16 protein-coding genes are annotated in these 19,621 nt (G+C 68.0%); 7 read left to right on the top strand and 9 right to left on the bottom strand.

Annotation, left to right across the window (positions count from 1 at the left end; translation table 11 throughout):
• Positions 1-69 precede the first annotated feature (69 nt).
• Positions 70-1,152: an integrase core domain-containing protein gene (locus F4560_RS15515; RefSeq protein ID WP_184920720.1), complete on the top strand. Its 1,083-nt coding sequence runs from the start codon at positions 70-72 to the stop codon at positions 1,150-1,152.
• Between the two features lie 770 nt (positions 1,153-1,922).
• On the opposite strand, the gene F4560_RS15510 is transcribed toward F4560_RS15515, so the two are convergent.
• The 5 genes from F4560_RS15510 to F4560_RS15490 all read right to left on the bottom strand — a co-directional run bounded on the left by F4560_RS15510 (position 1,923) and on the right by F4560_RS15490 (position 7,288).
• Positions 1,923-2,891 carry a DUF6807 domain-containing protein gene (locus F4560_RS15510; RefSeq protein ID WP_184920718.1) on the bottom strand — a complete coding sequence of 323 codons (969 nt, stop codon included), beginning with the start codon at positions 2,889-2,891 and terminating at the stop codon, positions 1,923-1,925.
• Entirely contained in the window at positions 2,888-4,003 is a 1,116-nt protein-coding gene (locus F4560_RS15505) for a Gfo/Idh/MocA family protein (protein WP_184920716.1), read from the bottom strand. The genes F4560_RS15510 and F4560_RS15505 overlap by 4 nt, the downstream gene beginning before the upstream one ends.
• Before the next feature lie 70 nt (positions 4,004-4,073).
• Entirely contained in the window at positions 4,074-5,378 is a 1,305-nt protein-coding gene (locus F4560_RS15500) for an ABC transporter substrate-binding protein (RefSeq protein ID WP_184920714.1), read from the bottom strand.
• Positions 5,379-5,478: 100 nt separating this feature from the next.
• On the bottom strand, positions 5,479-6,375 hold the full coding sequence (locus tag F4560_RS15495) for a carbohydrate ABC transporter permease (protein ID WP_184920712.1): 897 nt from the start codon (positions 6,373-6,375) through the stop codon (positions 5,479-5,481).
• Entirely contained in the window at positions 6,368-7,288 is a 921-nt protein-coding gene (locus tag F4560_RS15490; RefSeq protein ID WP_184920710.1) for a carbohydrate ABC transporter permease, read from the bottom strand. The genes F4560_RS15495 and F4560_RS15490 overlap by 8 nt, the downstream gene beginning before the upstream one ends.
• Before the next feature lie 186 nt (positions 7,289-7,474).
• On the opposite strand from F4560_RS15490, the gene F4560_RS15485 reads away from it, so the two are divergent.
• Both F4560_RS15485 and F4560_RS15480 read left to right on the top strand, forming a co-directional pair.
• On the top strand, positions 7,475-8,551 hold the full coding sequence (locus F4560_RS15485; protein WP_184920708.1) for a LacI family DNA-binding transcriptional regulator: 1,077 nt from the start codon (positions 7,475-7,477) through the stop codon (positions 8,549-8,551).
• Between the two features lie 171 nt (positions 8,552-8,722).
• On the top strand, positions 8,723-8,905 hold the full coding sequence (locus F4560_RS15480; RefSeq protein WP_184920706.1) for a hypothetical protein: 183 nt from the start codon (positions 8,723-8,725) through the stop codon (positions 8,903-8,905).
• A gap of 147 nt (positions 8,906-9,052) precedes the next feature.
• Here F4560_RS15480 and F4560_RS15475 read toward each other — a convergent pair whose 3' ends face one another.
• The 3 genes from F4560_RS15475 to F4560_RS15465 form a co-directional block, all read right to left on the bottom strand.
• Positions 9,053-9,706: a GntR family transcriptional regulator gene (locus F4560_RS15475; protein ID WP_184920704.1), complete on the bottom strand. Its 654-nt coding sequence runs from the start codon at positions 9,704-9,706 to the stop codon at positions 9,053-9,055.
• Positions 9,707-10,054: 348 nt separating this feature from the next.
• Positions 10,055-10,903 (bottom strand): amidohydrolase family protein, encoded by an 849-nt coding sequence (locus tag F4560_RS15470; RefSeq protein ID WP_184920702.1) that lies wholly within the window; start codon positions 10,901-10,903, stop codon positions 10,055-10,057.
• The gene (locus F4560_RS15465) at positions 10,900-11,865 is read right to left on the bottom strand and encodes an aldo/keto reductase (RefSeq protein ID WP_184920701.1); all 966 of its coding nucleotides are present in this window, start codon (positions 11,863-11,865) and stop codon (positions 10,900-10,902) included. The genes F4560_RS15470 and F4560_RS15465 overlap by 4 nt, the downstream gene beginning before the upstream one ends.
• Positions 11,866-11,953: 88 nt before the next feature.
• Between F4560_RS15465 and F4560_RS15460 the strand changes: the two genes are divergently transcribed.
• The 3 genes from F4560_RS15460 to F4560_RS15450 all read left to right on the top strand — a co-directional run bounded on the left by F4560_RS15460 (position 11,954) and on the right by F4560_RS15450 (position 17,278).
• Positions 11,954-14,851 (top strand): right-handed parallel beta-helix repeat-containing protein, encoded by a 2,898-nt coding sequence (locus tag F4560_RS15460; protein ID WP_184920699.1) that lies wholly within the window; start codon positions 11,954-11,956, stop codon positions 14,849-14,851.
• A gap of 179 nt (positions 14,852-15,030) precedes the next feature.
• Positions 15,031-16,947, top strand: a complete 1,917-nt coding sequence (locus F4560_RS15455) for a DUF8034 domain-containing protein (protein ID WP_184920697.1) — start codon at positions 15,031-15,033, stop codon at positions 16,945-16,947.
• Between the two features lie 10 nt (positions 16,948-16,957).
• Positions 16,958-17,278 carry an L-rhamnose mutarotase gene (locus F4560_RS15450; protein WP_184920695.1) on the top strand — a complete coding sequence of 107 codons (321 nt, stop codon included), beginning with the start codon at positions 16,958-16,960 and terminating at the stop codon, positions 17,276-17,278.
• 102 nt (positions 17,279-17,380) lie between these two features.
• On the opposite strand, the gene F4560_RS15445 is transcribed toward F4560_RS15450, so the two are convergent.
• Positions 17,381-18,679, bottom strand: coding sequence for an ABC transporter substrate-binding protein (locus F4560_RS15445; RefSeq protein WP_184920693.1), 1,299 nt, complete (start codon positions 18,677-18,679; stop codon positions 17,381-17,383).
• 144 nt (positions 18,680-18,823) lie between these two features.
• On the opposite strand from F4560_RS15445, the gene F4560_RS15440 reads away from it, so the two are divergent.
• Entirely contained in the window at positions 18,824-19,618 is a 795-nt protein-coding gene (locus tag F4560_RS15440) for an RraA family protein (protein WP_184920691.1), read from the top strand.
• Positions 19,619-19,621 lie beyond the last annotated feature (3 nt).

Genomic DNA, 19,621 nt, shown 5'->3' with positions numbered 1-19,621 from the left:
TGGTGTGCCGCTCGAAAAGTCATCGTCGCTGGTAGAGCAGGGGTATCAGCGTGTTGAGAGCATGTCCGGGTGATCGTGTCCCTGCTGTACCAGGCGACCCGGAAGCTGCTGTCCATCCCGTCGGCGCTGCTGCGCAGCGAGGCCGCGAAGGACGCCGAGCTGCTTGTGCTGCGGCACGAGAACGCGGTCCTTCGTCGGCAACTGGCGGGTCCGGTCCGTTACAAGCCTGCGGATCGATTCTGGTTCGCCGCCCTGTCCGGACTGGTGGACCGTCGCCGTTGGCCAGAGGTCTTTCCCGTTACGCCGGGCACCCTGCTCGCCTGGCACCACAGGTTCGTGGCCCGCAAGTGGGACCACACCGCGCGGCGACGCACCGGACGTCCACCAACTCGAGCGGCGATCAAGTCGCTCGTGCTGCGGCTCGCCAGAGAGAACCCGCGGTGGGGTCACCGGCGGATTCAAGGCGAACTGGCCCGGCTCGGCCACCGGATCGCCCACTCGACGGTCTGGCAGATCCTGCACGACGCGGGCATCGACCCGGTGCCACGCCGCTGCGGCCCGAGCTGGCGCGAGTTCCTCACCGCCCAGGCACAGGGCATCATCGCGGCGGACTTCCTCCACCTCGACACCGTGCTCGGCAAACGTCTGTACGTACTGGCGTTCCTCGAACACGGCACCCGGCGCCTGCACATCACCGGCGTCACCGCCCACCCCGCACAGGCATGGACCACGCAGCAGACCAGAAACCTCGCCGCCGACCTCGGGCACCGGATGGAGCCCCTGCGCTTCCTGCTCCGCGACCGCGACGGCAAGTACGGCGAAGCGTTCGACACCGTCTTCCAAGCCGACGATCTACACGTGCTCCGAAGCGCGCCGCAGGCACCTCGGATGAACGCCCACTGCGAACGGGTCATCGGCACCATCCGACGCGAGGCACTCGACCACATCCTGATCACCGGTGAGAGCCACGCACGGCATGTCCTCAAGACCTACGAAGACCACTACAACCGACACCGGCCCCACCAGGCCCGTGACCAACTACCACCCGAAGCCCAGCAGCACCCCACCGCGGTACACGACCTCGACACCAACAGACTGCACCGCACCCGCATCCTGGGCGGACTCATCAACGAATACATACATGCCGCTTGACCAGCAACGATGACTTTTCGAGCGGCACACGCTTCACATCCACGAAGGCACACCACGGCACTGCGGACCACGTCGCGGCTTTTGGTCCAGGGCTACGTCACATCCATCTGACCGACGGCCGTCGCGATTGACGCAGGCATCCGGTCATGCCGCTGATCAAGATCGCGTCTCACGCCGACATAGCGGTCCTGTCGCAGTCCGCAGGTAGGTCGAGCGGAACTTACGACGGCACTGGTCATGGAGTCCTCACGACGAGTGCGAAGAGAGTTCGGCAGGGTGAATGCGGTTCGTAGACCGTGAGGGGTGAGGATCGGTGAGCGCGGTTGAGCATGTTCTCGACTCGCCGGCACCGTTGAGTGCTCGCGCCCAGGTCTCCCTCGCCGAACACGCTGATCGGGTCGCCGCGGACACCGGCACCGGTCGCATCGAGGCCTGGTACGCGATCATGGACGAGCGCCCTGACGGGGCGGTCGGGATCGATGCCGGCGTCGGTGGCGGCGGTGTGCATCAGCGAGCGGGTCGCTTGGTGCACAAGCAGGTGCGCCCAGACCTTCCTCTCGCGACGGCGGGACGACCGGCCGGTCCGGCCGTCCCGCCGCGAGGTCACCCGGTGGTGAGGGTGAAACCCCGCTGGTTGCCGTAGTCCACGCTGGTACGGCAGGTAGCTCCAGCCCGGCGCGACCACCAGGGACAGCAGCACGCGCCCGAACGCCGACCAGAACTTGCCGTCGCCGAGGGCGACGACGCCTCGGCCGGAACCTGGATGGCCGTCACCTCCGGTTGTGTTCACCGCCGACGTGTGGTCCGGGCTGCTCGGCAGCGCTCTGCGCGTCGGAACGCGCGAGCACCTGGCGAACGGCGTCCGCGAGCGCGGGAGCCGCGCTCGCGTCGGCGTCGGCAACGCCCACGCCGTACCGGAATCGCACGGTGGCGCCGTGTTCGACGGTCAGTTCCTCGCTGAAGAACGGTGCGGGGTTGAGGCACGCGAACTCTTCGGTGCGGGCGAACCACTGCGGCGGGTGGTTCGGGTTGGCCGTGTCGTCCACCATGAGCACGAGCGACTGCTCGGCCGTCTCGTCGTGGCGGCCCGCGAAGCCCATCCACTCCATGCGCTTCCCGCGGACCTCGTCGCCACCGGTTCCTTCCGCGCTCACGAACTGCCCGCCGGTGAACGATCGCGGACCCCGCCAGAACAGGCCGCCGTAGCCGGCGTTCTCCCGTCCCTTGGTGGTCGGCGATCCAATGGCCACGTCCGCCCCGGAGACGTTCGTCATCCGGGTTTCGAACTCCAGAGCCCAGGCCTGCGGGCTGATCAGGCTTGCCCGCAGAGTCCTGCGTTCGGTGAAGAACAGCTTGCCGGACTGGGTGGTCCAGTCCAGGTCGTGGGCGAACGTCGCGGTCGCGCCGGACCGGTCCAGGGTGACGGCCCGGCGGTGCTCCTGGGTTCCGTTGTTGTCGAGCTGTACGTAGAAGCTTCCGTGGACGTACGTGGGGCCGCCCCAGAAGTTCTCCTCGCCGACGTGGGGCAGGGACCACGCGATGCCCTTGTGCCACACGTGGTCGTGGGGGCGGAACAGGCTGACCACTCGGCCGGCGCGGGTGCGCAGCGGGTGGATGTAGGGCTTGGGGGATTCGAGCTGGACCGTGTCCGGGTTGTAGACGTAGCGGAACAGTTCGACGTCGCCGTCCCGGATCGCGACCGAGACGCCGAGTTCGTGCCGGACGTCGAGCACGTTCATGCCAGCGCCTCCTTGATCCGTTCCCACGGCACTGCGCCGCCGTCCATGCTGAGCGTGAACGGGTCGTCCCCGGCCAGTTCGCCCGCGGTGACGCGGGCATCGCGGAAGGCCGAGGCGTACGTCGCGGCGGCGAATTCCAACGTGCGACGTGCGTCCTCCAGGGAGACACCGGGTTCCTGCCCGGTGTCCCAGGCGTCGAAGACGGCCTCGATCTGGAGTCTGTGACCACTGTCGACGTCCGGCTCGTCACCGGCGGTCCAGAGCTCCGAGAGTTCGTCGTGGCCGGGGGCCGCCGTGAACCGCCAGTGCTCCTCGCGGTAGCCGTACAGGTGTTCGAGCTCCACCGTGGCGTACTCGAAGTCGAAGCGCAGGCGCGACGTCTCACGGGGGGACAGCAGGGAGTTGACCACCGTGGCGAGGGCTCCGTTGGCGAACCGGACCGCGGCCACCGAGACGTCCTCGGTGTCCGTGGGCCGGGCCTGGCGGTCGGCGAGCGCGCTGATCGCGGACCAGGGGCCCAGGACAGACAACATCAGGTCGAACTGGTGGATGCCGTGCCCCATGGTGGGGCCGCCGCCCTCGATCTCCCAGCGCCCCCGCCACGGCACGTCGAAGTACTCGTCGGACCGGTACCACAGGGTCTCGCACGTGGCGACCAGCGGCCGTCCCAGCGCGCCGGTCCGGACGAGCCGGCGGAGGCGGACCGCCGCCGCGCCGTAGCGGTGTTGGAAGACGGTCAGGACCTTGGCGCCGGTCTCCTCCTGCACCGCGGCCAGCTGGTCCATCTCGCGCAGGCTCAACGCCGTCGGCTTCTCCACCAACGCGGTGGCACCGGCCCGCATCACCGCGGCGGCCAGAGCCGCGTGGGTGTGCGGTGGCGTGCAGATGTGCACGAGGTCGAGCTCCTGGCTCTCCAGCATGGCCTGCGGGTCGTCGGAGGCGTGCGGCACGGAGAACCGGCTCGCGAACTCGTCGGCGCGTTCACGGTCGACATCGGCGACCGCGACCAGCTGAGCGCGTCCGGGGAGTTCGGCGATGGCTGTGGCATGGGCGTGGGCGATACCGCCGGTGCCGATGATGGCCACCCGGTATGGCGGCCGTGTGCTGGGCATGGGTGGTTTCTCTCTGCTCGTCGTTTCTGACCGGAGTCCCCAGGGGGCGGAAAGGCCCCTGGGGTAGCAGCTACTTGGCCGCGTCGACCTCGCGCTGGAGCTCCTTGACGAAGGCCTCCGCGGCGGCCTCGGGCGAGGTCTTGCCGAAGTACACCTCCTGGGTGTAGCGCTGGAGCATCGGCTCGAGGCTGCTTCCACCGTTGGGGGTCACGACCGGAGCCTCGCCCGGCGTCACCCTGTTCATGTACTCGACTGCCGTCTTGTCGGTTCCGGTGAGGCCGGCCTCGACCTGCGCGCGGATCTCCTTGTTCGCGGGGATTCCCCGCTCCGTCTTGAGGATGCCCGCGGCCCCCGGGTCGTTGAGCATGAAGTCGAGGAAGACGGCGGCCTCGGCCGGGTGCTCGCTCTGGCTCGAGACCGCCCAGTACATCGAAGGCTTGAAGAAGTCCGCGTCGGCGCCGTCGACACGTGGCTGCTGGAGCAGCCGCAGATCGGCGCCTGCCGCCTTCTGCAGCGCGGTGATCTGGGTGTTGTAGATCGTGCCGATGGCCGCCTTGCCGGTGGCGAAGCTGCCCGCGGTGAAACCGGCGGTCTGATCCTCGACCATCGTCGAGGCGCTGACGCTCGCCTCGGAGGAGATCAGCTCCAGGCCGTACTTCCACATCTCGACGAGCGACTGCGGCTTGAGCGAGACGTTGCCGTCCTTGTCGAAGAGGTTGCCGCCGTCCTGCCGGACCCAGTACTTGAGGCTGCCGGCGTCGAAACCGGGCGCGCCGCCGACACCGCGGATCTCGCCGCCGCTCTTGGTCGTCAGCTCTTTCGCGATCCTGGCGTAGTCGTCCCACGTCCACGTCTTGTCGTCGGGGAGGTCCACGCCGTACTTCTTGAACAGGTCGACGTTCACGACGACGGCCATGACGCCGACGCCGATCGGAAGCGCGTACTGCTTTCCACCGACCTGCCCGGTAGCCAGGGCCTCTCCGTCGAACTGCGAGGTGTTGACGAGCTTCTTGACGTTGCCGAGGTCGTACAGCGCTCCGCGATCCGCGTACGAAGCGAGGTAGAGCTCGTCCATCTGGACGACGTCCGGCGAGTCCTTGGCCGCGGTCGTCGTGGCGAGCGCGTCCCAGTAGGCGGCCCAGTCCTTGTACTGCCCTTCGACCTTGATGTTGGGGTGCTTCTGCTGGAACGCCGCGATGGCCTCGTTGGTGAGCTTGGCGCGGGCGTCCGCTCCCCACCAGGTGACGCGGATGGTGACCGGCTTGTCGCTGAGCTCGGGATCCGAGCCGGCGCTGCCGCCTCCGGAGCAGGCGGTCAACACGAGTGAGAGCGCGGCGACCGCTCCGATGACGCGTCTGAAAGGGCTGACAGTCATGTGGTTCTCCTTGTCCGACAACGGTGTCAGGTTGATTGCCGCGGTGCTTCCGGGCACGCGTTGCCCGGTCGCCTCCGCGTGCCCGCGGTAGCCCCCGCAGTCACTTGCCGCCGGTGGTCGCGATGCCTCGCAGCAGGAACCGCTGCCCGGCCAGGAAGACGAGGAAGACGGGAACGATGGACACCACGCTCATGGCGAACACCGAGCCCCAGTCGGTTTCGGTCTGCTGGTCCACGAAGGCCCGCAGCGCCAGGGGAGTGGTGTACATGTCCGGGTCGGTGAGGTAGATGAGCTGGGAGTAGAAGTCGTTCCAGGTCCAGATGAAGGTGAAGATCGCGGTGGTCGCCAGCGCCGGGACCATCAGCGGCAGGATGATGTTGAAGAAGATCCGCGCGTGCCCGGCGCCATCGATCCGGGCGGCCTCGTCGAGCTCCCGCGGGATGCCGCGGATGAACTGCACCATGAGGAAGATGAAGAAGGCGTCGGTCGCCAGGAACTTGGGCACGATCAGGGGCAGGAACGTGTTCACCCAGTCGAGTTCCGAGAACAGGATGTACTGCGGCACGATGATCACGTGGATCGGCAGCATGATCGTGATGAGCATCGCGGCGAACCACAACCGCTTCGCGCGGAACTCGAGCCGGGCGAACGCGTACGCGGCCATGGAGCAGGCGAGGAGGTTACCGAGGATCGCGCCGATCACGACGATCACCGAGTTGACCATGTAGTGGCTGAACGGTTCGGCGTAGGCGTTCCACCCGTTGACGTAGTTCTCGACCTGCAAGTCCGCGAGGGCGAGCCCCGGGGTGCGGAAGATCTCGTCCTTGGGGCGCAGTGAGCTGACCACCATCCACAGGACGGGGTACAGCATCGTCAGGGCGCAGAGGATCAGCAGCCCGTGCTTGAGGAGGGTGCGCATCCGGCGCTTGGCCTGGCGCACCACGTGAACGCGGTCGGCGGGCAGCGAGCGGGTGGCGGCCGTAGCGTGATCAGTCATTGTAGAACACCCAGTACTTTGAGGCCCAGAAGTTGATCGCGGTGAAGACCGCGACGATGATCAGCAGGAGCCACGCGAGCGCGGACGCGTAACCCATGTCGAAGTGGCCGAACCCGCGCTCGTACAGGTACAGCGAGTAGAAGAGGGTGGAGTCGGCGGGACCTCCCCTGCCCCCGGAGACCACGAAGGCCTGGGTGAACGTCTGGAAGGCGTGGATGATCTGCAACACCAGGTTGAAGAAGATGATGGGTGTCAGCAGCGGAAGGGTGATGCTGACGAACTGGCGCCAACGATTCGCGCCGTCAACGGAGGCCGCCTCGTAGAGGGAGGTCGGAACCTGCCGCAGCCCGGCGAGGAAGATCACCATGGGGGAGCCGAAGGTCCAGACGTTCAGCACGACGAGGGTCGACAGCGCCGTTCCCGGCTCCGAGATCCAGCCCTGCCCCTGGATGCCGATGATCGCCAGGGCGTCGTTGACCAGGCCGTCGGTCCCGAAGACCGTGCGCCACAGCACGGCGATCGCGACGCTGCCGCCGATCAGCGACGGCAGGTAGAAGACGGAGCGGTAGAAGGAGAGGCCGCGCACGCCCTTGTCCAGCAGCAGGGCGAGTCCCAAGGCGAGCGCGAGCTGCAACGGGATGGACACCAGGACGTAGGTGAACGTCACCCTGAGCGACTTGTGCAGGCGCTCGTCGTGGAGCATGCGCGTCCAGTTGTCGAACCCGCTGAGTTCCGGCGGTTGCAACAGGTTGTAGTCGGTGAAGCTGAGGAAGAGCGAGGCCAGCATCGGGCCGATCGTGATCCCGAAGAGCCCGACGAACCAGGGCAGCAGGAAGAGGAACGCCGCCTTGTTCTGCTGTCGCGCACCCCGTTGGGGCCCGCGCGGCCGGCGTAGTTCGTTGATGGCACTCATGGCAGTGCTCCCTTGAGTGGCGGCAGCGCACACGGGACGCGGGCCCCGTCCTGGGCCGCGCGTGACTCAAAAAGTGATCGTTCACTTTTCGGGGTTGCGAGGACCATAGTGAACGATCACTTTTTGCGTCAAGAGTGTGTACCCTCGGAAATCACCGGGATGTCGGCGAAGGGGTGGGTGAAGCGGATGGCTGGCGCTGACACGGCGCGACGACGGCCGACGATCACGGATGTGGCGCGACTCGCCGGTGTGTCACCCCAGACGGTGTCGCGGTTCCTGCGGTTCAACGGCGGGCTGAAACCCGCGACCGTGGAACGCGTGGAGAACGCGATCCGCGAGCTGGACTACCGTCCCAACCTGGTGGCGCGGTCCATGCGCACGCGGAAGACCGGCCGGCTGGCGATCCTCATGCCCGCGATGGCCTTCAACCCGTCGCGCATGCTGGCGGGAGCCGGCGCGACGGCGGGCGCCGCGGGGTACTTCATGGACGTGGTGAGTGCCGGGGGCGGCGTGCGGGCGAGAAGTGAGCGACTGCTGGAGCTCGCCGACTCAGGCCAGTTCGAGGGCATCCTCTCCTTCGCGCCTGTGCTCCCCTCGGTGGGGAACCAGATGGACCAGAGCACGACCGTGGTGGTCTCGGCCGACTTCGACGACGAGATGCGCGGCATTGGGGACTTGGCCGACGCCACGCCCGTGGTGAGGATGGTCGAGCACTTGGCGTCGACGGGCCACTCCCGCTTCCTGCACGTGGCCGGTGACGCCGGCTTCGCTTCCGCGAGGGCGCGCAAGCAGAGCTATCTGGAGACGGTCGAACGCCTCGGTCTCGTGTCCGTCGGGGTCTTCGACGGTGATTGGTCCGGGGAGTCCGGCATCGAGGCGATCCGGTCGCTCCCGAGCCGGGCACGACCGACCGCGGTGATCGCGGCCAACGACCTCGTCGCGGCCGGCGTCGTCCGGGGCGTCCGGGAACGCGGTTGGGACGTGCCGGGCGACATCAGCGTGACCGGTTGGGACAACAACGAGATCGGGCAGTTCATGACCCCGTCCCTGACCACCGTCGACGTGGACCTGGAACGGCTCGGCTCGAAGGCCATGGCCAAGCTGATCGCGGGATTGCGCGGCACGGAGCCCGAGCCGAACGAGGAATCCCTGTTCCGGGTCATCTGGCGGGAGTCGACAGCCGAGCCGTTCCCGACCGGTCGCCGCCGACGCAAGCCGATCGCGGGCGGTGTCGCCGGAGACGGTGCGGGTCAGACGGGTTGACCGGCCCCTGGACCTGTCGTCGGGTCGGCTCCTGGCCGTGAACCGATGAGTCCGCACGCCGTCGCGGTCGTGCGGACCCGGCCCGGAGCCTCACCCGCACACCGCTCAGGTCCCGTAGACGTCAAGCCGTCCGCACATTCCGAACCTCCCACGGCTGGCGGGTGGTTCGAGATGCGCAGAGGCATCGGCGATGTGGGGGAACTCGCCTCGTTCCAGCGAGGCGAGCCGCGCCCCGGTGGCCGCGGCGAACGCCTCGGCACCCAGCCGCCACCGCGCGCGCCACTCGGTGATCCGCGGCGCACGAGCGCGGCGGCGGCCTGGCGGAACGCCTACCTCACCGGAATGCTGACCTGAACCACCTCTGCCACGACCTCGTTCACCGCCCCGAACTCCGCCTCCGAAATCTCGTGGACTCGCGACATGTTGACGCGAAGAACCTCCATCGCCGCGGCCGTGCACTTGTGTTCTCATACGCAGGAACCGCTGGCCGGCAGGTCAGCGCTAATGGGCCAGGTTGCGGCCGTGCTCGCGGAACTTCATCCCGGCGGCTTCGGGGTCGTTCCCGGTGAGCAGGGTGACCAGGTTGCCGTGGACTTCGGCCATCACCGACCGGTCGCCAGTCCAGCGAGGGTCGGACACCACGCCGAGGGCGGTGAGGATGGGTTCGATCTGGGTCCACATGCGAATTAGGTAGGCATTGCCGCTGGCCTCGATGACGGTACGGTGGAATGCGGTGTCATGGAGGCGGAACGCTGCAATATCGTTCACTGTGGCTGCTTTCCGCATTCCCTCCACTTCGGCGGTAAGGCGTTGCACGTATTCGTCGCCCAGATTTCCGGTGACCGTGCGCGCCGCCAACTCTTCCAGCGCGTTGCGCACCTCCCTGGCCTGCGCGGCTTCGCTTTCCGACACCTCGGTCACGTAGCTGCCCTTGTACGGGATGACCGTGACCAGGCCTTCGTGGTTGAGCCTGCGCAGCGCTTCGCGCATCGGCGCCTGGCTGACGTTGAGCTTGCGCGCCAACTGGGACTCCACGAGTTGGTGTCCCGGTGGGAAGGTGCCGTCGAGGATCGACTTCCGCACGATCTCGTACGCGCCCTCGGAGAGCAGGTGCCTGCTCAACGGGGGATGGGCGAAATCGTCAGCCGCGCTCACAGGACATCCCTCAATCCAGTCGAACCATGTTATCTCCAATCGATGATATCAAGCTGAAGGCACGCTGGGCAGACGCGGGGCGGATGATCGTTGTGCCCGCCCCGCCTGCCGCAGGCGATGTCGGGCCGCCGACCGCCCTCGCCGTGCACCGCCGGTCTGGCCAGGTGGGCGAAGGTGCGGCTGTGCTTGCGGAACCTCAGGATCGCGGCTTCGAGGGGCCGTGTCGGTGAGGAGGGCGGTCCGGATTGGCTCAATCTGGGTCCACGTCCAGTTCGGCACCGGCTGCCGTCAGCTTCGCTGATGGTGCGGTGGAACACCATGTCATTGCGGCGGGATGCGGTTACGTCGTCAAGTCGAAGCCAGTCTGTACGTACGTTCAACTGTGGCGGTGACGACATTATCGCGTTCTGTGTCGCTCAACTCCGCGACTAGGGCACGGTACGCGCCCATGACGCGCTCGTAGCCTCCAGCGAGGAGGCAGACGGGCCAGTCGGAGCCGATCGCCACCCGCTCGGGCGTGAACGCGCCGATCACGGTCTCCGCGTACGGGCGCAGGTCCGCGACTGTCCACGAGTCGTGGTCCGCCTTGGTGACCAGGCCGGACAGCTTGCAGTCGAGGTGAGGCCGCCTGGCCAGTTCCCCGATCGACGAAGCCCAGCCCTCGAACTGCCCGCGTGCGATGTCGGGGTTTCCCGCGTGGTCCAGGACGAATCGGGTGTCCGGCGCCGCGTCGAGCAGCCGGGCCGTCCACCCGAGCTTCGCAGGGGCGGTGAGCAGGTCGAAGGCCAGGTCGAACTCTCCGAGGACGCGCAACCCGGCAGCCAGCGCGGGGTCGGCGAACTCGGACTCGTCGCCGGCCGAGAGGTTGTAGCGGACACCGCGCAACCACCGCCCGCCCGGCGCGGCGAGCAGCGACTCGATCTGCTCGGCGACCCGGCTCGACCTCAGGTCGACCCAGCCGACGACACCCAGCAGCAGCGGGCTCGCCTCGGCCTGCTCCAGCAGGTAGAGCGTCTCGTCGAGGTCGGGCAGGGACTGCACCGCGACAGTCCCGACGACGCCCGCGGCTGCGGCCAAGGGCGCCAGGTCGGCGGGCGTCCAGGTCCGGTTCAGCGGTTCGTCGTACTTGTCCAGCCACGAATGCCGGTGCCGGGTGGTGTCCCAGATGTGCTGGTGTGCGTCGATCAGCGGGATCATCGCCACCGCCCCCCGGCCAGGGCGGGTCGCAGCTCCGACACCAGCTCGTCCAGCTCGTCCCACAGCGCTCGCGACGTCGGTGTCCGCAGAGCAGCCATCGACTCGGTCACGTTGGCGGCCGACGCGGCGCCCAGCAGTGTCGTCTCGACGAGCGGGTGCCTGCCCGGGAACTGGAGCGCGGCGGCCAGCAGCGGCACGCCGTGGCGCCGGCACACCTCCTGCAGTCGCCGCGCGGCTGCGCGGACCTCGGGTCGGACGGGCTCGTAGTCGTAGCTGGTGGCGACTTGAGGGTCCGCCAGGAGGCCGCTGTTCAGGATCGCCGCCGCCACCACCTTCACGCCGCGCCGTGCGCACAGGGGCATCAGCGACTCCTCGGCCACCCGGTCGAGCAACGTGTAGCGCCCGGCCACCATCACGTAGTCGATGTCGGTCTCGGCGACCAGTCGTGCCAGGCCAGGGGTCTGGTTCATGCCCACGCCGATCGCCGAGACCAGACCCTGGGATCGCAGCTCGACCAGGGCGGGGATCGCAGTCTCGACGGCTTCGTCGAGGTGGTTGTCGGGGTCGTGCAGCAGCGCCAAGTCGACGCGCTGCAACCCGAGCCGCTCCAAGCTGTCGCTCAACGACCGCTTGATCCCGACCCGACTGTGGTCGCGAACCCGGACCAGCCCGGAGGCGTCCGGGCTGCCCTCGACGACCCGTCCGTCGGCCTGGTCCGGTGGCAGCAGCAGGCGGCCGACCTTGGTCGAGACGATGAACTTGTCGCGCCGTCGCCCGGCGAGGAAGTGGCCGAGGCGGCGTTCGGCCAGACCCAGGCCGTAGTGCGGCGCGGTGTCGAAGTAGCGCACGTTCGCCGCCCAGGCCGCGTCCAGCACGTCGTCGGCCACGTCGCCCGCGCCCAGCGAGGCGGTGCCGAACCCGAGAGGCGGCAGGTGTGGTCGCGTGGCCGCTGAAGTGGTCATTCGGTCCTCTTCGGTGCGGAAATCGGTCCTTGACGCCCAGTTAACGGCATCTTAGCTTATCGGTTATCGATGATGATGGAGGTGGCCGATGGCCGGCAGAAGGCAGCGGGCGTCCGAACGGGTGCGTGCGTTGGTGGTGGCGGGGGCGGTGGTCGCCGCCACCGTGGTGGCTGTCGATGTGGGCGTGCCGTTCGCGGCGGCCCAAACGGCGGTGAACTACTACGTCTCGACGACCGGCAGCGACTCGACCGGAGACGGGTCGTCAGCCAAGCCCTGGGCGTCGATCCAGAAGGCGCGGGACTCGGTCCGCGGCCAGCTGGCGGGTATGTCGTCGGACATCAACGTCAACATCGCGCCTGGTGACTACCACCAGTCGAGCACGGTGAACTTCACCGACGCGGACTCCGGTCGCAACGGGTTCGACGTCGTCTACCGGTCCAGCGGTGGTCTGGGCAGCGCCCGGGTCATCGGTGGTCAGAAGGTGACCGGCTGGTCCCTCCACCAGGGCGGCATCTACCGGGCCGACATCGGCGCGGGCAAGTCGTTGAACACGCTCTACGCCGACGGGTCGCGCGCCCGGCTGGCCCGGTTCCCGAACTACCGGCACGACAAGGCCTTCCCGACGGCGCACGCTGCCTACCTGGAGTCGGTGGGGACGACGAGCTCGTACACCGAGTTCAACTACAACGCCACCGACCTCGCGGGCATCTCCTGGTCGAACCTGTCCGGCGCCGGCGTGAACATCTGGTCCGGCGGGAGTTGGGACTGGTTCACCGACAAGACCCCGATCACGAGCGTCGACGCGACGAACAGCGTCATCAAGCTCAGCGAGAGCGTGCGCTATCCGATCAAGTCCGGGTCGCGCTACTACGTCCAGGGCATGCTCGAACTCCTGGACGCGCCCAACGAGTACTTCTACGACTCGGGGTCGGGCTACCTCTACTACTACCCGGAGTCCGGCGACATCAACAGCACCACCGTGATCGTCCCCGCGGTGCAGAAGCTGATCTCCGTCACGGGCGCGTCGGCGTCGGCGCGTGCGCACCACATCACCTTTGACGGGCTGACCCTGGGCTTCACCGACTTCACCAGGTGGAACCGCCACGGCTGGGTCAACGCGGGCGACTCCGGCGAGGGGCACACCCACTCGCAGTACGACCGGCAGGTCAACCTGCCCCAGAACCGCACCGGCATGGTGTTCCTGGAGAACACCAATGACATCACCATCACCAACTCGCACTTGACGAACTCGGGCTTCTCCGCGGTGTTCATGCTGTTCGCCAACAGCAACAACACGGTGTCGAACAACCTGATCGACCACGTCGGCCACTCGGGGGTGTTCCTCGAAGGCCGGTACCCCGGTGAAGGGGACGTGCTGACGCAGAACACCGTGCACAACAACATGATCAAGTACATCGGTGAGCTGGTCGGGCACGGAGGTGGCGTCTACGTGATGAACTCCAGCCGCAACACCATCACCAACCTGGAGATCAGCCACTCGCCGCGGTACGCGGTCGTGATCAACGCGATCAAGGACCTGCCGCAGGCAGACATGTACGCGCAGGGCAACCTGGTCAAGGGCGTCCGCGTCCACAACGCCACCGAGGACAGCGGCGACACGGGTCCGCTCTACTCGTTCGGCCTGAGTGACGACAAGCCGTACCTGTACAACTCGTGGGAGCAGATCACCGTCAACGGGGCGCGGGCTCACCCCTCGATGCACGACTACGCACCCTTCGGCGTGTACATGGACAACGACAGCTACGGCCAGCACTTCACTAACGTGCAACTGTCGGACACCCAAGGCGTGGCGTTCCACAACAACGAATCGGGCGACCACGTGACGTCGAACGTCAGTTGGGAAACCGGCTTCACAGAGTCCAAGATGGACTACAACGGCATCGGCGTCACCAGCTCGTTCCCCTACCCGGGTGGCGACGATTTCGTCGGTGACTTCCGCAACGGCCTGGCGAACTGGTCGACCGGCAAGGGCGCCCCGGTGACCAGCACCGAGCAGCGGCACGGCACCGCCACGAGCTACAAGCAGACCGGTGAGACCAGCGTCATCTACAAGACGTTCCCGCGCAAGCAGGAGAAGCGCGTCAGCGTGTGGCTCTACGACGACGCGACCAAGACGTCCATGGACGCGATGGCACGTGTGGACGCGGGCGGCTGGGACGGCGCGACCTGGCGCGGCCTGGGCGTCAAGGCTTCGACGTCGAGCACGCACTACTCCTACCGGGTCGATGGCACGGTCACCGCGACCACCATCCCGCGCTCGACCGGGTGGCACGAGTTCGCATGGGACTACGGCTCCGGCAACGGCGTGAGGATGTACGTCGACGGCAAGCTCGTCGCCTCGCCCACCGGCCTCGGCGCGTTCGACCAGATCGCGATGGGTGACTGGTGGGTCGGCACCACGGGCACCGCCTACTGGGCCGATGCCGTGGTCGCCCGGTTCGCCGAGGGCTTCGAAGGCGGCGCGGGCGCGTTCACCGCGGGCAAGGGTGGGGTCTCGACCAGCACCACCCGGGCGAAGGACGGTTCGGCGTCGTACGTGGCCGACACCGACGAGGACGTCGCCGTCACCACTCTGGAGGGCAAGCAGTACAAGGTCGCCAGTGTCTGGTTCCACGACGACGCCGCCGACACCAGCCTCGCGCAGATGGCGCGTGTCGACGACGGGGGCTGGAGCGACAGCGGCTCCTGGCGCGGCCTCGGTGTGAACACCGGCGTGTCGACCTCGAACTACGTGATCAGGGTCGGCGCGACCACCACGGCGACCTCGGTGCCCCGCACCACCGGCTGGCACAAGCTGACCTGGGACTACCGGTCGGGGTCGGGTGTGCAGATGCGGATCGACGGCGTTCTGGTGGGCAGCCCCGGTGGGACACGCCAGTTCAACATGATCGCCCTCGGCGACTGGTGGGCCGACAAGATGACCGGCGCGGTCAACTGGGACCACGTGACGGTGTCCGGCAAGTGATGAACCGGGACGGCCGCACTGCTCGGAGTGCGGCCCTCCACCCGGTTTGAGCGAGCGGGCAGAGCCGAGGTTCCGCACCCTGCGTGGTGTGGGACCTCGGCTCATCGCGTTTGACCGCACGGGAAGCCGGTCGATACGTTATTAGGTAATCGATAACCGATAGCCAGGAGCTGTGGCCTATGAGCGCCATCACGATCACCGCCACCACGCCTGTCGTGCGGCCTCCGACCTGGGCGGTGCTCCAGCGCGAACTGTTCCGACGGCTGGACGAGGCGTGGCGGTCGTTCGAGAGGGTTTACTGCGAGCCGGACGGATCGCTGACCTACGCGGGCCGCACGTTCGGCCGCGATGGTGCGGACGACTTCTACGAGCCGTTCTTCAACTGGCCCATGCTGTACCTGATGGGCGGCGCCGACGACCTGCTCGACGCCTGCAAGCACCACTGGCGTGGTGTGACCGCGCAGCTCACCGCGCGCGGCATGCTGACGGGGGAGTACGAGAACGGCTACGACTGGTTCCACCAGGGTGAGTCCATGCTGTACTTCTACGCCCTGTGCGCCGCGGACCCGGGCGACGAGTTCTTCCGCGAGCGCGCGCTGCGGTTCGCGAACCTTTTCCTCGGCGACTCTCCCACCGGCAACTACGACCCGGCCCTTCGCATGATGCGCGCGCCGCACATCGGCGCGCTCGGCCCGCTGCCGGGGCTTGGCGAGGACCGGCCGTTCTCAGCCGATCGCGCCGTCATGAAGCTCTACGGTCTGCCCTTGCGCGATCTGCCCGGCATCGCGACCTGGGACGACCTCGCCGACCCGGCCAACGCCGAGCGCATGCGGGTGGAGATGAACGCGCGCCTCGGCGTGGGCGACGTGCCGATCAACCTCGCGGTGACCTCGCTGGCCGTCAACGCCTGGCTCTACGACGGTGACGACCGCTTCGCCGACTTCGTCGTCGACTACGTGGGCGCCTGGGTCGAGCGTGCCGCCGTGCACGGCGGCCTCATCCCCGACAACGTCGGTCCGTCGGGGACAGTGGGGGAGCTGCACGGCGGTCGCTGGTACGGCGGCCATTACGGCTGGTCCTGGCCGCACGGGCTGTACAGCGTCGGTGCCGCGGCCCTGATCGGCGCGCTCAACGCGGTCCTCGTCTCCGGGAAGCCGGACGCCTACGACCTGGCTCGCGGGTGCCTGGATCTGACGCTGCGCCACGCGCGGGACCACGTCATGGACCCGGGCGACGCCTCGCTGTACGGCCACTGGGCGGGAAGGCTCGGCGCCGATGTCGAGCGCACCCTGCGGCTGGTGCCGCACCGCCACGACGCGACCGGGTGGTTCGACTACCTGCCCATGCAGCCGGCCTTCCCCACCTGGCTCTGGTGGGCGAGCCAGGACCAGCGCGACGCCGACATGCTGACCCGCCTGGCCGCGGAATCCGGCTACGACTGGGCGACTGTGCGCGCCTTTCGGGACAAGGAGGACGCGGGCCACGAACCCCCGTGGGTGATGTACCTGCGCGGCGCGAACCCCGACTACCCGGAGCAGGCGCTGGGGATGGCACTCGGGCAGGTCAACCGGCATCTCGACCTGATGGAACGCTTCCCGACGCCTCCGGTCGGTGACGACATCCACTGGTGGCAGAGGCTCAACCCGGTCGTCACCGAGGTCCTGACCCAGCTCGTCGGCGGTGCGCCGCAGATGCTCTACAACGGCGGACTGCCGCTGGCCCGGGTTCGCTGGGCCGACGCGCGCCGCGGCAGGCCCGGTCTGCCCGAGGACGTCGCCGCCCTGGTGGAGGAGGTCGGCCCGAGGCACACGGTGGTCAACCTGGTCAACCTGGGTGCGGAGGAGCGTGAGGTGCGGGTCGTCGGCGGCATGTACGGCGAGCTCCCCGTCACCGCCGTCTCGTTCGATGAGTTCGAGGGGGACTACCCGGGCGAGTCGCGGCGGATCTCCCCGCCGGAGGGCACGTCCGCACCACGCCACGAAGCCGTGGCGGACGACCTGTGCGTCCGCCTGCCCGCCCGGACGCGGATCCGGCTGCGGCTGGAGCACGACCGGGCGGCCCCGCGGCACCAGGACCTGCACCGTGGAACGGAGTGAGGAGGACGCCATGGACGTAGTCGTCATCCGCACGAAGCTGCGTGAGGGCAAGGAACTCGCGTATGAAGAGGCGCACCGGGTGCTGCCCGGGGAGGTGCGCGGCGACCTGGTCGCCCGCGGCATCCGCGACTGGAAGATCTTCCGGGACGGCCGCGACCTCATCCACGTGATCACCGCGGAACCGTCGTTCGAGGCATTCCGGGCCACCCCGTCCGCCGACCCGGAGATCGGCGTGCGCCATCACGAGCGGATGAGCCCTTACCTGGAACCCGACCAGGGCTCGTCCTCGGGGCCGATGAAGCTGGTGTGGGACCTCGACGCCGAGCTGTGAGGGTCCGGAAAGACAAAGCGGCTGGGTCCGGTGCGGGGGGCACCGGACCCAGCCTCATCTCGGGCCGGGGGAGAGGGGAGGGCCCGAGGTCTCAGGGGTCGACTAGCAGGACTTGTTGTCGGCCGCGTACTTGTCGGCGTTCTTCAGCACCTCGTCCGGGCTGATGTTGCCGAGGTGCATCGCCTGGAGGTCGCTCGTCAGCGGCGTGCGGTAGTTGCCCAGTGGTGGCTGGACCGGCATGGTGCCGCCGAAGTGGGGGATATTGGGCAGAGTTTTCGCCAACTCGGCGATCTGGCTGTCCAGCGGGCCGCCCTCCCAGGTGATCGGGTCCGTCTTGGCCGAGATCAGGGAGTCGGCCTTGAGCAGGTCGGCTGCGCCGTCACCGGTCGCGAGGAACTTGGCCAGCTCGATGGCCAAGTCCTTGTGCTTGGACTGCGCCGACACCGTGATGCCGTTGTCGTTGACGGAGATCGCCTGCTTGCCGGTGACGGTCGGCCACACGGTGACCCCGAAGTCTTCGGCGTTGGGCAGCTTCTGCAGGGCCGCCGCCGTCCACGAGCCCGACGGGTAGAACGCGGCCTTGCCGCTGCCGAACAGCGCCTGGTCGTCGGGGTAGTTCGTGCTGATGTAGCCGTCCTGGAGGTAGCCGTCCTTGAACCACTTCTGCCACTGGGCCGCCGCCTTCTGGAAGGCGGGGTCACCGCTGTAGCTCGCGGTGCCCTTGCAGACGTGGTCCCAGAAATCGGGTTCGTCCTGGAACTTGGTGGAGATCGCCGACCACAGCAGGGCGTTGGCGGGCCACGTGCTCTGGCCGGCCGAGGCCATCGGGGTCTCGCCCGCGGCCTTGACCTTGGCCAGCGCGGCGTCGAACTCGTCGAAGGTCTTCGGGATGTCGGCGACGCCTGCCTGGGCGAGCACCTTCTTGTTGTAGTAGAGCAAGTTCTGCGGCTGGAGGGAGAAGTACTGGGCCCAGACCTTGCCCTTGTAGGTCTGCCGCTCGTTCGGGCGCAGGCCCGCGATCGCCGGGTCGCTCGGGTCATAGCCGTGCAGCACGCCGCTGTTGACGTACTTCTGGGTGAGCACACCGCCGAACAGCATCACGTCCGGCACCCGGTGGCTGACGATCAGCGAGTCGAGAGTGCTGCCCGCGCTCTTGTTGTTCGCGTCCAGGAGCTTGACGGTGACGTTCGGGTGTGCCGCCTGGAACTTGGCGAACTGCTGCTCGAACAGCGTGGTGGTCAGCGTGGGGGTCACGCCGACGTAGAACGTCAGCTCGACCTTCTCCCCGCTGCCGCCGCTGCTCGTCGAGCCACACGCCGAGACGCCGGCCGCCAGGACGACGGCCGCGATCGCCCCGATCCACGTCTTGGCGGCCGACCGTCTGCTTAGGCCAAGCGTCATGGCCTCCTCCTTCTGTCGTAACGAAGTGTCGTCCATCTGAGTCGCATGAACGTAGCAAACGATTATCGATGAGTGCTAGCATCCGCTCCACGCGATCCGGTGGTGTTGCGAAGTCGAAACACCGCAGCCTCGAAGGAGACATTCATGTCCAGTACCCCGCCTCGCTCCGCTCCGGAGCTCCCGGTGCGCGGAGCCGCGTTCGAGCGGGCCACCGCCGATGAGCTCGCGCTGCTGGACGGCGTCGGATCGGCGAGCGTGTGCGCGAAGCTGCACAGCCAGGGCATCCGGCGCACGTTCATCAAGGGGCCCAAACCCTTGCAGGCCGGCCAGCGCATCGTCGGCTCCGCGGTCACACTGCAATTCATGCCCCAACGCGAGGACGTCTTCTCCGGCATGGATGAGGAGTACGTCGAGCGGGGCACCGCGCTGTGGGCGGTGCTGGAGTCGATCGAGCCCGCCGATGTCCTGGTGATCCAGGCGTACAACAGCGAGTTCACCGGCTGCATCGGCGACATGCTCGTCCGTTACTTCCGCAAGCGCGGTGGCGCCGGGATCGTGGTCGACGGCCGGATCCGGGACACCGGCAAGGTGCGCGAGCTGGGCGTGCCGATCTGGTGCACCGGCAGCACGCCGCACTACGCCTCGCAGTCGGAGCTGTTCCCCTGGGCCTACGACGTGCCGGTCGCCGCGGGCGGGGTGCTGGTCCTGCCCGGCGACATCGTCGTGGCCGACGACGACGGCGCGGTGGTGGTGCCGCGTGACAAGGCCGCCACGGTCAGCCAGATCGCCAAGGGGCAGGAGTCGCAGGAGCAGTTCAGCCGGGAGCGGATCGAACAGGGCGGCCTGCTCCGCGACTACTACCCGCTCAGCGGTTCGGTCTCGGTGCAGGCTTACGAGAAGTGGCTCGCCGACCGGCAACTCGACCAGATCTCGGGGTGACGG

Origin of the sequence: Saccharothrix ecbatanensis (assembly GCF_014205015.1) — a bacterium.
GTDB lineage: Bacteria > Actinomycetota > Actinomycetes > Mycobacteriales > Pseudonocardiaceae > Actinosynnema > Actinosynnema ecbatanense.
This window is presented reverse-complemented; position numbering and strand designations above follow the sequence as displayed.

Excerpts from the sequence above, each read along its gene's own strand:
- F4560_RS15455 (WP_184920697.1), top strand. The coding sequence starts at position 15,031 with ATGAGCGCCATCACGATCACCGCCACCACGCCTGTCGTGCGGCCTCCG.
- F4560_RS15465 (WP_184920701.1), bottom strand. The coding sequence starts at position 11,865 with ATGACCACTTCAGCGGCCACGCGACCACACCTGCCGCCTCTCGGGTTC.
- F4560_RS15470 (WP_184920702.1), bottom strand. The coding sequence starts at position 10,903 with ATGATCCCGCTGATCGACGCACACCAGCACATCTGGGACACCACCCGG.
- F4560_RS15495 (WP_184920712.1), bottom strand. The coding sequence starts at position 6,375 with ATGACTGATCACGCTACGGCCGCCACCCGCTCGCTGCCCGCCGACCGC.
- F4560_RS15505 (WP_184920716.1), bottom strand. The coding sequence starts at position 4,003 with ATGCCCAGCACACGGCCGCCATACCGGGTGGCCATCATCGGCACCGGC.
- F4560_RS15480 (WP_184920706.1), top strand. The coding sequence starts at position 8,723 with ATGCGCAGAGGCATCGGCGATGTGGGGGAACTCGCCTCGTTCCAGCGA.
- F4560_RS15445 (WP_184920693.1), bottom strand. The coding sequence starts at position 18,679 with ATGACGCTTGGCCTAAGCAGACGGTCGGCCGCCAAGACGTGGATCGGG.
- F4560_RS15485 (WP_184920708.1), top strand. The coding sequence starts at position 7,475 with ATGGCTGGCGCTGACACGGCGCGACGACGGCCGACGATCACGGATGTG.
- F4560_RS15500 (WP_184920714.1), bottom strand. The coding sequence starts at position 5,378 with ATGACTGTCAGCCCTTTCAGACGCGTCATCGGAGCGGTCGCCGCGCTC.
- F4560_RS15490 (WP_184920710.1), bottom strand. The coding sequence starts at position 7,288 with ATGAGTGCCATCAACGAACTACGCCGGCCGCGCGGGCCCCAACGGGGT.
- F4560_RS15440 (WP_184920691.1), top strand. The coding sequence starts at position 18,824 with ATGTCCAGTACCCCGCCTCGCTCCGCTCCGGAGCTCCCGGTGCGCGGA.
- F4560_RS15460 (WP_184920699.1), top strand. The coding sequence starts at position 11,954 with ATGGCCGGCAGAAGGCAGCGGGCGTCCGAACGGGTGCGTGCGTTGGTG.
- F4560_RS15450 (WP_184920695.1), top strand. The coding sequence starts at position 16,958 with ATGGACGTAGTCGTCATCCGCACGAAGCTGCGTGAGGGCAAGGAACTC.
- F4560_RS15510 (WP_184920718.1), bottom strand. The coding sequence starts at position 2,891 with ATGAACGTGCTCGACGTCCGGCACGAACTCGGCGTCTCGGTCGCGATC.